This window comes from Nonomuraea sp. NPDC050536 (genome assembly GCF_044457685.1).
Classification (GTDB): Bacteria; Actinomycetota; Actinomycetes; order Streptosporangiales; family Streptosporangiaceae; genus Nonomuraea.
The window spans coordinates 43,511-55,591 of sequence record NZ_JBITHD010000011.1 but is presented as its reverse complement, the minus strand read 5'-3'; the positions used below and the strand labels follow the sequence as shown (position 1 = coordinate 55,591).

Annotated in this window: 9 protein-coding genes; 6 read left to right on the top strand and 3 right to left on the bottom strand. The window is 72.2% G+C overall.

Annotated features, from left to right (window positions below):
* Positions 1–2: 2 nt before the first annotated feature.
* Positions 3–446, top strand: coding sequence for a DUF6789 family protein (locus ACIBHX_RS28395; protein WP_397070327.1), 444 nt, complete (start codon positions 3–5; stop codon positions 444–446).
* A 73-nt stretch (positions 447–519) separates the two neighbouring features.
* Positions 520–1,425, top strand: coding sequence for a hypothetical protein (locus ACIBHX_RS28390; protein WP_397070326.1), 906 nt, complete (start codon positions 520–522; stop codon positions 1,423–1,425).
* A gap of 57 nt (positions 1,426–1,482) precedes the next feature.
* Here ACIBHX_RS28390 and ACIBHX_RS28385 read toward each other — a convergent pair whose 3' ends face one another.
* Positions 1,483–2,100 carry a class I SAM-dependent methyltransferase gene (locus ACIBHX_RS28385; protein ID WP_397070325.1) on the bottom strand — a complete coding sequence of 206 codons (618 nt, stop codon included), beginning with the start codon at positions 2,098–2,100 and terminating at the stop codon, positions 1,483–1,485.
* A 285-nt stretch (positions 2,101–2,385) separates the two neighbouring features.
* On the opposite strand from ACIBHX_RS28385, the gene ACIBHX_RS28380 reads away from it, so the two are divergent.
* The 4 genes from ACIBHX_RS28380 (at position 2,386) to ACIBHX_RS28365 (ending at position 7,612) form a co-directional block, all read left to right on the top strand.
* Positions 2,386–2,868, top strand: a complete 483-nt coding sequence (locus ACIBHX_RS28380; protein WP_397070324.1) for a (2Fe-2S)-binding protein — start codon at positions 2,386–2,388, stop codon at positions 2,866–2,868.
* Positions 2,855–3,850 (top strand): FAD binding domain-containing protein, encoded by a 996-nt coding sequence (locus ACIBHX_RS28375; RefSeq protein WP_397070323.1) that lies wholly within the window; start codon positions 2,855–2,857, stop codon positions 3,848–3,850. The genes ACIBHX_RS28380 and ACIBHX_RS28375 overlap by 14 nt, the downstream gene beginning before the upstream one ends.
* Positions 3,847–6,081, top strand: coding sequence for a xanthine dehydrogenase family protein molybdopterin-binding subunit (locus ACIBHX_RS28370; protein ID WP_397070322.1), 2,235 nt, complete (start codon positions 3,847–3,849; stop codon positions 6,079–6,081). Before ACIBHX_RS28375 ends, ACIBHX_RS28370 begins: the two co-directional genes overlap by 4 nt.
* Positions 6,082–6,205: 124 nt before the next feature.
* Complete coding sequence (locus ACIBHX_RS28365) at positions 6,206–7,612, top strand: DHA2 family efflux MFS transporter permease subunit (protein WP_397070321.1); 1,407 nt, start codon at positions 6,206–6,208, stop codon at positions 7,610–7,612.
* Between the two features lie 66 nt (positions 7,613–7,678).
* Here ACIBHX_RS28365 and ACIBHX_RS28360 read toward each other — a convergent pair whose 3' ends face one another.
* Both ACIBHX_RS28360 and ACIBHX_RS28355 read right to left on the bottom strand, forming a co-directional pair.
* Positions 7,679–8,629: a hypothetical protein gene (locus ACIBHX_RS28360; RefSeq protein WP_397070320.1), complete on the bottom strand. Its 951-nt coding sequence runs from the start codon at positions 8,627–8,629 to the stop codon at positions 7,679–7,681.
* Positions 8,630–8,632: 3 nt separating this feature from the next.
* Positions 8,633–12,070: a serine/threonine-protein kinase gene (locus ACIBHX_RS28355; RefSeq protein WP_397070319.1), complete on the bottom strand. Its 3,438-nt coding sequence runs from the start codon at positions 12,068–12,070 to the stop codon at positions 8,633–8,635.
* Positions 12,071–12,081: the final 11 nt, after the last annotated feature.

Below are 12,081 nucleotides of genomic sequence, written 5' to 3'. Positions count from 1 at the left end.
GCATGAAGCGTGAACTGATAGCGGGAGCCGCCGGCGGCGCACTGGCCACGGTGGCGATGAGCGCGGTGATGCTTGCCGGCCAGCGGGCCGGACTGATGGCTGACCAGCCGCCCAAGCGCGTCGTGCGGGCGATGCTGCCCGGCCACCGCCACCGGCCCAAGTCCGGCGAGGGCGTGCTCGGCGTGATGGCCCACTTCGGCTTCGGCATGGCCTCGGGTGCCCTGTTCGGCCTGGTGACCAGGGGAGGGCCGGTCCGGGTGTCGGTGGCGCAGGCGTATGGGCTGGCCATCTGGGCGGCCAGCTACGCCGGATGGGTGCCGTGGATGGGCGTGCTGCCACCCATTCACCGCGACAGCGTGGGACGGCAGGCCGTGATGGCCTTCGGTCACATCGTGTACGGCACGACGCTCGCGATGGCCCTCAACCGGGCCGCCCGAAACGACTGAAGGCAAGCCGGGTCACGCCGGAGAGGACGCGGGATCCGACGACAGCCGGATCGCCGTGCCCGAACCTGTCCGCATGAGAACCCGCAATGAGGAAGAAGTCATGACCACCTTCCACGTCTGGCCGACAGTCCAGTCGATCCCGGTCTCCGCACGATCCGATGAATCGCCCACGAGGTCCGCCTTCGGCGGCATCGCGGGCGTCTCGGGGACCGGGCGCGACACCAGCCAAGCCCCGCGCGATGACCCCTCCCACCAGCACCATCACGAGCCTGCCCGCGGAGCCGAGGCGGAACCGGCCGCCGGCTTCGGCTTCTCCGGTGAGCCCGGGCAGCCAGGCGACGCCCAGGAGGACGCCCAGGAGGACATGGTGCACGCCCAGCGGGTCTGGGACGCCACGCTGGCCGCCAACCGGCTCGACGACGCCGGCATCGTGCGCGAACGGCAGCGCGTGGAGACCGGAGACCTGACCGTCACCGTAGGCCTGCTCATCGACGGACGACCCGGCGAGGCCCGGGCCTGCATCGACGCGCTGATCGCGCACACCACCGCGCACGTGCTCGCCCTGGACCTGGGCGACGTCGACGGCGCCGGCGCCGTCCTGCACGCCGAGGCCGAAAGCCACCCCGACCGCATCACCGCCTGGCACGTACGGCAACGCCCACTGTGGCGGGAGGGCACCGCGACCTGGAGCGAAAGCCGCGCCAAGCTGCTGCGGCTGGACACCGCCGACGTCCACGTCTTCATGGACATCGACCTGGCGATCGACGGCGATGCCATCACCCCACTGCTCGCCGAGATCAACAACGGCGCGATGGCGGCCGGGTGGGAAGACCCCATCGGCCCCGACCGGCTGCTGGCCACCCGGCGCTCGGCAGCTTTCCGTGCCCTGCCCGAAGATTCCGGCCAGGACGCCACGCCTCTCCTGTGGGACGCCCTCCCAGGGAGGGCGACGGTTCCCGTCACCGCCCTTCACGGCTGATCCGCACACCCTGCCAGACAGACCGGGCCCGAAAATCCAACGGAGCAGCGAGCGGTTTCATCGGCTCCTGGCAGCTGTCCGTCCGGTCGGCGCGGCCACGATCGGGCGGCGGCAGACGTACGTGCGCGCGGGCGGCAGGTTGCGCCAGACGGTCCTGGTCGTCAGGACCTCGTCGAAGGCCGCGCCCAGCCGCCCGCGGAACCGCCTGCCAGGACCGAACCGCGTGCCGGTCAGGTAGGCGATCGTGGTGAAGCTGCCCCCGGGCGCCAGCACCTGCGAGATCGCCGCAAGGATGCGCCCCTGCGCCCGCTCCGGGATCAGCGTCCACGGCAGCGCGCTCACCACGGCGTCCACCTCGCCCTCGCCGATGCGCGAACCGAGGTTGGCGGCGTCCATGTGCAGCACCTCCAGCCACGGACGGGTCACGGCCAGATGATCGACCATCGCCCGGTCGGTCTCCACCGCCACGAACCGCGCCGCGGCCGGCATCCGCGACCTGATCAGCCCGCTGATCGCGCCCGTCCCCGGCCCCAGCTCCAGCACGGTCGGCGCCCCTCGCTTCGGCACCACCTCGACCAGCTGCGCCGCCAGCACCTCCGAGGTGGGCGCGAACGCGCCGATCACGAAGGGCCTGCGCACGGCCGCCCTCAGAAAGACACCCAGATCAGATCGCATGCTCCGACGCTATTGATCCGGCGGTCCGGCCGACTCCTGCCTGACGGCGATCTCCCGCCTCCGCCGATGAGCCGGGCTCGGCGGCCGATAGGCCGGACCTCTCGCCCCGTGGGAGGACCCGCTCCACGCAGCACAGCGGTACGGCAAGCACAGGCCGACCGCGGCGGCCCCGTCGGACGTCGTGAGCGCGGAGATGGTCTAACAGGGCTTTGTCGGGTCTTGCCGGTGGGTCTACCGGCGAGGGGGAACCACTGTCGGTGGTCTATCCCTGGGGGAGTCATGGGCGTGCACGAACGAGGGCCGGAAGCCGTCGAGGTCAAGCTGTCGGTGAACGGCGTGACGCAGGTGCTGAACATCGAGCCGCGAGTCAGCCTGCTGGACGCCCTGCGGGAGCGCATGGACCTGATGGGCACCAAGAAGGGCTGCAACCAGGGCGCGTGCGGAGCCTGCACGGTGCACGTCGACGGCCGGCGCGTCCTGTCGTGCCTGACGCTGGCCATCTCCTGCGAGGGGCGCGAGGTGACGACCATCGAGGGGCTGGCCAACGGCGCGCTCCACCCGGTGCAGCAGGCGTTCATGAGGAACGACGCCTTCCAGTGCGGATACTGCACGCCCGGCCAGATCATGTCGGCCGTCGCGCTGCTGGAGGAGGGGCACACCGCCGACGACGCGGAGATCCGCGAGTGGATGAGCGGCAACCTCTGCCGCTGCGCCGCCTACCCGAACATCCGCCAGGCCATCAGGGAGGTGCGCGATGCGACCGTTTAGCTACCTGCGGGCCGAGGACGTGGCGGGCGCCATCGCCACCGTCGCCAACGGCCGCGACTGTGCCTTCCTGGCCGGCGGTACGACGAAGGTCGACATGCTGCGGATCGGCACCGAATCGACCGACCTGCTGGTGGACGTCAACGACCTGCCGCTCACCGAGATCGAGGACCTGCCCGGCGGCGGCCTGCGCATCGGCGCGCTCGCGCGGATGAACGACGTCGCGCTGACGCCCGCCGTACTCGACAGATATCCGATGATCTCGCAGGCGCTGCTGCTCGGCGCGTCCGCGCAGCTGCGCAACATGGCCACCATGGGCGGCAACCTCATGCAGCGCGTGCGCTGCTCCTACTTCCGCGACATGCGCTCGAACTGCAACAAGCACGCGCCGGGCAGCGGCTGCGCGGCGATCGAGGGCGTCAACCGCGGCCACGCCGTGCTCGGCACGAGCGAGCACTGCATCGCCACGCACCCCTCCGACGTCGCCGTCGCGCTCGTCGCGCTGGACGCGATCGTGCACGTGGAGGGCCCCCGCGGGAGGCGCGAGATCCTCATCGACGACTTCTTCCTGGTGCCCGCCGACGCGCCGCAGGTGGAGCACCCGCTCGGGCGCGCCGAGCTGATCACCGCGATCGAGGTGCCCGCCGTGCCGATCGCCCGCCGGTCGACCTACCTGAAGGTCCGCGACCGCGAGTCGTACGAGTTCGCGCTCGCCTCCGCCGCCGCCGCGATCAGCGTCGAGAACGGCACGATCAAGGAGGTACGGCTGGCCCTGGGCGGCGTGGCGACCAAGCCATGGCGGGCCAGGCGGGCCGAGCAGGTCCTGACCGGCGCGCCCGCCGGCAGGGAGACCTTCGAACGGGCCGCACGCGAGGAGATGGCGCCCGCCGTCGCCCGGTCGATGAACGGCTTCAAGATCGAGCTGGCCCAGCGGACCATGATCAGGGCGCTGGAGACGGCGATGACGCTGGGAGAAGGACGATGACCACGATCGGACAGCCCGTCGAGCGCGTCGACGGGCGGCACAAGGTCACCGGATCGGCCCGCTACTCCGCGGAGATCATGCTGCCCGGTCTCGTCCACGCGGTGCTGATCGGCGCCGACGTGCCCAGCGGCAGGATCACCGGCATCGACACGGGTGAGGCCGAGCGGGCCGAGGGTGTGCTCGCCGTACTGACCCATCAGAACCTGGGGCCGGTGGCCAAGGACCAGCCGGAACTGTTCCCGTCGCTGGGCGGCGGGGCCGCTCCCGCCCAGTCGTTCTTCCCGATGCAGGACGACGTCGTCCACTACGCGGGCCAGCACGTCGCGATCGTGGTCGCCGACACGCTCGAGGCCGCCGAGCAGGCGGCCAAGCTGGTGCGGATCACCTACGCGCGGACGCCCGCGATCACCACGATCGAGCAGGGCCGCGGTCAGATGTTCGAGGCGGAGCGGGTGTTCGCCGGCATGATCTCGGGTCACAGCACGCGCGGCAACGTCGAGGCGGGGCTGAACGAGGCCGAGGCGCAGGTGGCGGCCACCTATCACTGCGCGGCCAACCACCACAACCCGATCGAGACGTCGGCGACCACGGCCGTGTGGGAAGGCGACCTGCTGACCCTCTGGGACGGCACCCAGGGACCCAACGCCACGCAGCTCACGGTCGCCGCGCAGCTGGGCATCCCGGCCTCGCAGGTGCGGGTCGTCGCGGAGTACGTCGGCGGCAGCTTCGGCTCCAAGGCCATGATCTGGGACCATCCGGCGCTCGCCGCGCTGGCGGCCCGGCACGTCGGCCGCCCGGTTCGGCTGGCGCTGAGCCGGGAGCAGATGTTCGACTCCGTCGGGCACCGCGAGGAGCAGGAGCAGCACCTCGTCCTGGGCGCCAGGTCGGACGGCCGGCTGACGGCCATCCGCCACTACAAGCTCTCGCCGACCTCCCACTTCGACGACTGGGCGGGCCCCGCGCTCGGCTGCTCGGCGTCGGTGTACGCGTGCCCCAACTACGAGAGCGTCTACCGGCTGATCAAGGCCAACACCATCACGCCGTCGTTCATCCGCGCGCCCGGCGAGGCAGAGGGGATGTTCGTCCTGGAGACCGCCATGGACGAGCTGGCGTACCAGCTCGGCATGGACCCGATCCAGCTGCGGCTGGTCAACCACGCCGACCTCGACCCGGAGACCAGGAACCCGTGGTCGAGCAAGGGGCTCAAGAAGTGCTACGCCCGCGGCGCCGAGCTGTTCGGCTGGGACGACCGCGACCCGCGGCCGCGCATGCGCCGCGAGGGGAACCTGCTCATCGGCACGGGCATGGCCACCTCGTTCTATCCCGTGTACCCGGTCTTCACCCCGCAGCGGGCCCGCGCCCGGCTGTACGACGACGGCCGGGCGGTGGTGCAGGCGTCGTTCGCCGAGTTCGGCACCGGCATACGGACCGCGATGACCCAGGTGGCCGCCGACGCGCTGGGCGTGGGGCTCGACGCCATCAGGTTCGAGTGCGGCGACACCGCGCTGCCCAACACCGTGGCGGCGGTCGGCTCGGCCGGCACCGGCGTGATCAGCGCCGGGGTGCACGCCGCCGCCACCGCCCTGCGCGAGCAGCTCGTGGCGCGCGCGATCGCCGACGTCAAGTCCCCGTTGCACGGCGCGGACCCCGGCCAGGTCGACGTGGCGAACGGCCGCATGGCGGTGCGCGGCCACCCCGAGCGCGGCGAGAGCTACGCCGAGCTCATGCGGCGCAACCACCTCACCGACGCCGAGGCGATCGGCAGCTGGGACCCGCCGCCGCCGAGCGAGAAGTACGCCAGCGCCACCTTCGGCGCCCAGTTCGCCGAGGTCGCCGTCGACCAGGACCTCGGTACCGTGCGGGTGCGCAGGATGACCGGGGCCTTCGCGCCCGGGCGCGTGCTGAACAAGCGGGCCGTGCACAGCCAGCTCATGGGCGGCATGCTGTGGGGCCTGAGCCACGCGCTGCTCGAGGCCACCCACATGGACCCGGTCCAGGGCCGCTGGGCCAACGCCAGCCTCGGCGACTACCTGGTGCCGGTCAACGCCGACGCCCCGGACGTGCAGATCGAGATCGTCGAGGTCGAGGACACGGTGGTCAACCCGCTGGGGGTCAAGGGCGTGGGGGAGATCGGCATGGTGGGGTCCGGCGCGGCCATCGCCAACGCGATCTTCCACGCCACCGGCCGACGCCACCACAAGATCCCGATCACCGTCGAAGACGTCCTCTGAATCGATCCCCCTGGAGGCGGGGGTGCCGGCGTGAGGCGCCGGCATTACCTCCCGCGTAATCGCGCTCATTCACGTGTTGGCGGCATTGTCGACCTTGCAACGGCCACCACACCAGGAGAGCGACATGACCGCCATCAAGGCGCCCGAGTCCGCGGCCGCGCGGACGGCAGATCCCGGACAGGGGACCCTGCTGGTCCTGCTGTCCGGGCTCTTCATCACCACCCTCGACTTCTTCATCGTCAACGTGGCGATCCCCGCCATCCAGATCGACCTGCACGCCACGCCCTCGCAGATCCAGTTCATCGTCGCCGGCTTCGGCCTCGCGCTCGCCGCCGGGCTGATCACCGCGGGGAGACTGGGAGACCTGTACGGCCGGCGCAGGATGTTCGCCATCGGCCTGGCCGCCTTCACCGTGGCGTCGCTCCTCTGCGGGGCAGCGCCCACCGCGGGAATGCTGATCGCCGCCAGGGTCGTCCAGGGCCTGGGCGCGGCGCTGCTGATGCCGCAGGTCCTGGCCATCATCAACACCGTCTACACCGGTGAGAGCCGGGCGAAGGCCTTCAACGCCTACGGCGTCACGATGGGCTTCGGCGGCGTGTTCGGGCAGCTCATCGGCGGCCTGCTGATCAACGCGGACGTGGCGGGGCTCGGCTGGCGGACCATCTTCCTGATCAACGTGCCGGTGGGCGCGATCGCCCTTGCCCTGGTCCCGCGCATGGTGCCCGAATCCCGCCTCCCCGGCGGCGGCCCGCGGCTGGACCTGGCGGGCACCGTACTGGTCTCGCTCGGCCTGGTCGCCATCGTCTTCCCGCTGGTGCAGGGCCGCGAGCAGGGCTGGCCCCTGTGGACCTGGGTGTGCCTGGCCGCGGCGGTCGTCCTGCTGACCTCGTTCGCGCTCCACCAGCGGCGGGTCGCCGCACCGCTGGTCAGCCCCGAGCTGTTCCGGAACCGCTCGTTCTCCGTGGGCATGGTGGTCAGCCTGCTGCACGCGATGACGATGGGCTCGTTCTTCCTGATCCTGGCCCTCTACCTGCAGCAGGGCCGCGGGCTTGACGCCATGGGCTCCGGGCTCATCTTCCTGCCGCTCGGCATCGGCTACTTCGCCTCCTCGACCCAGGCGGCCAAGCTCGCCGCGAGGCTCGGACGCCAGGTCGTCACGGTCGGGGCGCTGGTCATGGCCCTCGGGTACGGCATGCTCGCCCTGTCCGCCACGGGGCTCGGCGACCACGGTCCCGTCGCCTGGATCATCCCCGGCCTCGTGGTCGCCGGCGCGGGCATGGGCCTGGTCATGGCTCCGCTGCCCGCCCTGGTCCTCAGCGGTGTCGACCCCCGGCACGCCGCCTCCGCGGCCGGCGTGCTGAGCACCTCGCAGCAGGCGGGCGGCGCGATCGGTGTGGCCGTGGTCGGCCTGGTCTTCTACGGAGCCCTGGGCAGCTACCCGCACGCCTTCGCCCTGGGGCTGCTCCTCCTCATCGCCCTGGACGTGATCGTCGCCGCTCTGGTCCAGGCGCTGCCCAGAACCAACCGCTGACCCGAGGAACGTGGCCGTTCGCCCCACCACCGGTCTGGACACAGACCGATGGTGGGGCTTCGCCGTTCACGTCACCGTCACCTGGCACGCGGCGCTCTCCTTCGCGCTGTACTGGCCCTGCTTGCGGAAGACCACTACGCGCTCTCCCGACGCCTGGGCATGCTCGGTGATCTTGTATTTGCCGTGGCCGTCGGTCTTGTCGTTGATCTCGGGGTGGTCGGTTCCGCTCACCTTGAGCAGCACCGTGCGGTTGCTGACGGTGCTCCAGCCGTTGCCCGTCCAGTAACAGACGATGCCGCGGTGAGTGACGGTCTTGCCCTTCCCCACCGTGGTCGGTTTCCGGCCGTGGCTCACCTTGACGTCTCCTTCGGAGCGTCTGACCGTCGAGCGGACCTCGGCGCTCCTCGTGGCTCGCAGATCGCCGCCGCCCTGGAACTCGGCGCGCCAGAGCCCCGACTCGACCGCGGTGGCGGTGGCGGTGAACCGGCCGCCCTCCCCGGTCTTCGTCTCGGTGATCACGTGCCAGGCGAACTCGTCCTCGGCCTGGAAGGACACCAGGATGGGCTGCCCCTCCGGCAGTCCCGACCAGTCGTCGCCCCCGGCCGCGCGTTCCAGGCGGCCGGTGAACGTCAGCGGGTCGCCGGGATCGACCGGTTCGGGCTCGACGGCGAAGCCGCGGATGCGGGTCTCGACGGTGCCGGCACGGTCGGCGACCTCGAAGGACGCCTCGGCGGTGTCCTCCCGGATCGCGACGTGGACCTGCCACTGCCCGCGCCCGTCACCGATCGTGGACCCGGCCTCCCACACCTGCTGGAAGACGCTCTCGCCGGTCCGGGTGAACCTCAGCCGCACCTGCCCGCCGTCAGGTCCGGACAGGGTGCCCGTGAGGGTGTCCCTCGGACCGTTGTCGCTGGTGGCGACCGTGATCGTGAACGGCTCGCCGAGCAGCACGGTGGGAGGGGTCACCTCGACGGATTCGATCTGGGGGTCGTGGTCGTCTCTGCGAAGCAGCCTCATGACTCAGCACACCTTCCTGAAGGGGATTTCGGGGATGTATCGCTGCCACGTGGCGCGATCCATTTCGGCGTGGGCGCGCGCGCAGACCGCGTCCGCGGCCAGGCCGGGGTCGACGGGGTAGGTCTGGATGGTGCCGTCCTCGCCGGCGCTGCGCAGCCACCGGCCGTCGGCGGTGTAGGCCAGGGCGAGCACCTCGTGGACGTGCGCCCGGTAGGAGTCGCCGACCGGCACCAGGCGCCCGGTGTCCCACAGGCGCACCGCGCCGCTGGTCCCGCCGGTCGCCAGCAGCGTTCCGCCGGCGGAGAAGGCCAGCGCGACGACGGTGTCGAACTCGGCGGGGTCCGGCCACAGGCGGCCCTGGGATCGGCCGTCCGTGGCGTCCCACAGATCGACGCCTAACTGATGGAAGCCGGTGGCGACGTGCGAGCCCGCGTACGCGATGGAGTGGACCCCGTCGATGCCGCCGCCGAAGGGCTTGTCCACGACGCCACCGCCGCGCAGATCCACCACGGCGCTGTCGAGACCGCCGACGGCCAGGGCGCCGCCGTCGGGACGGAAGGCCATGGCGCGGTCGCCGTCCCTGGGCAGGATGCGGGTCCGGGTCAGTGTCGCCACGTCCCACAGCTCGGCCGGGCCCTCGTCGGGTGCGGCGGCGAGCGTCCGCCCGTCCGGGCTGAAGACCAGGCCGTCCACCGAGTCGCCGTGGGCCAGCCGTACCGTGCCCACCGGGGAGCGGCGGGCCACGTCCCACAAGGTCACCTCGCGCGAGTCCGCGGCGCCCGCCGCCAGCCATCGCCCGTCCGGGCTGAAGGCCAGCACGGAGATGGCCGCCCGGCCGCGCAGCGCGCCGAGCTCCCTGCGCTGGGCGGTGTCCCACAGCATCAGCCCGCCGTCGGCCGCGACGGCGGCGATCCGCGCGCCCGGCCCGAACGCCGCGGCCTCCGCGGAACGCGACACCTTCAGCGGGTGCAGGTCGTGCCCCAGGTCGAGGGTCGCGACCGAGCCGCGCCCGGTCAGGTAGGTGATCCGGGTGTGGTCGCGGCTGAGCCGTGCCAGCGGCCGGTGCATGGTGTCGGCCAGCGCGTAGTACAGGACGGGCGCGGTGCCGGAGACGTCCCACACGCCCAGGTTGGCCCGGTCGGAGGCCACCAGCATCGTGCCGTCGTCGCTGTAGGTCATCCAGCGGGCGGTCATCCCCTCGGCCTCCAGCCCGGGGTTGAACCGTCCCGCTGCCAGGTCCCAGACGCGCACGCCACCGTCCACGCTCAAAGAGACGGTTCCCGCCGCGCCGAAGGCCACCCCGTCCGCCCGCCCGCCGTGCGGCGCAGGCACCGGGCGCCGTGACCGCAGGTCCCAGAGCTGGAAGCGGCGGTCGCTGAACACCAGCGCCGCCAGGCGCCCATCCGGGGAGATCACCACATTGTCGGCCAGGTCGTCGCGCACCAGGACCAGCGGCTCGCCACCGGAGGCGGGCCACACACCGACGGTGTCACCGGCCAGCAGCCCCAGAAGGCGGTCGTCGGAGCTGAAGACCAGCTCGGTCGCCTCCTGCCGGATGATCTCGCCCGGCTTCCCGGTGGCCAGGTCGAACACGCGCACGCCGCCCGTACCGCTCACCGCCACCCGCGCCTGGTCGTGGCTCAACGCGATCGCCCGCACCCCCTGGCCGATGCCGCCGATCGAGCGCAGCACCGCGCCGCCGGCCAGGTCCCGCAGCACGACCCGGCCCCTGTCGGCCACCGCCTCGGCCCGCCCGTCGGCGCTGAGATCGAACACCGCGTCAGCGCTCGCCAAGGGGGGCGAGACCACGCTCACCTCCTTCTGGGCCAGCGAGCTGTACAGCGCGGCCCTGCCCTCGTCCACCGGCGCGATGCGCCAGGCGGCCACGCTCAGCAGCATCGCCGGCTGCGGCTGCGAGGTACGCAGCTCGCCCGCCAGCACGGCCGTCCTGCGGGCGATGGCCGTGTCGCGTTCCCGCACGGCCGTGGCCCGCTGGTCCACGGCCACTCCTGCGGCGGCCAGCGCTACGGCGAGCAGTACGGCCAGCGTCACGCTGATCTGCCTGCGGCGCCGGGCGCGGACCCGGCTCATGGCCAGCCCGGCGTCGAGGAAGGCGTTCTCGACGAGGTTCAGGGTGGCATGGTGGCGACCGGTCGCGGCCCAGCTCAGCGCCGCCTCCAGGAGGCTGCCTTGGTAAAGGTCGCCCGGGCGGCGGCCGTGCTCGTGCCAGTGCTGCGCCGCCTCGCCCAACCGGCGGTGGATCAGCAGCCCGTCCCGGTCGGCCTCGATCCACTCCCGCATCCGCGGCCAGGCCCGCAGCAGCGCGGCGTTGGCCAGCGAGAGCGTGTCGCCGTCGCGGACGACCAGCTCGGCGCGGGCGAATCCGGCCAGCACCCGCTCGGCGTCGGCGGCGATGACGACGCCGTCCTCCAGCTCCGCCGTCCGCACCTTCCTGAGCATGTCCTCGGCGCCCTCACCGGGCACGACCATGCGGAGCATGATCTGCGGCACCAGCACCCGGTCCTCGGCCCGCAACCGCTGGTAGATCCCCTCGGCCACCGACTCGAGCGGAGGCGGGGCCAGCTCGGCGGGGGAGCGCACCGGTTCGGCCGCACGGCTGCCCTCGGCCAGCAGGGCCTGCAGCTCGCCGAGGTCGCCGACCAGGCCGAGCAGCAGCATGCGGGCCGACGGCCGGGACTGAGGGTCCTTGGCCATGGCGGCGGCCACGAGCGAGCGAAGCGGCTCCCGCAGGGGCGACAGGTCGGGTTCCGCCGCGAGGATCTGGTGGAACAGCGCCGCCATGTTCTCGGCGTCGAACGGGTCGCGCCCTGTCGCGGCGAACAGCGTCACCGCACCCCACGCCCACACGTCCACGGGAGGGCCCGCGCGCTCCCCGATGACGCTCTCCGGCGCCATGAACGCGGGCGTGCCCGCTGTTTGACCGGTGGGGGTGAGCGACATCTCCGAGGTTCTGGCGATGCCGAAGTCGATCACGCGCGGCCCGTCGGGACCGATGAGAACGTTGTCCGGTTTGAGGTCCCGGTGGATCACGCCGGCCTCGTGGATCGCGGTCAGTGCCGTGGCGATCCCGGTGGCCAGCCGGTACAGATCATCCGGCCCGTACGGGCCGCCGGTCTCCACGGCGCGGCGCAGGCTGGGACCGCCGACGTACTCGCTGACGATGAAGGGCCTGGCTCCGTCGAGCTCGACCGCGAGCACCCGCGCGGTGCAGAACGCGGAGACGCTCTGCGTCGCGGCGGCCTCCTTGGCGAACCTGCGCCGCAGCTCGGCCCCTGCCCCCGGATGCAGCACCTTGATCGCCACGCGCTGCCCGGCCGGGTCGTACCCCTCGTAGACGACGCCCTGACCGCCCTCTCCCAGCCGCCCGGCGAGCCAGAACTCGCCCAGCTGACGCGGATCCCCCGCCACGAGTGCCGACATGCACCGATGGT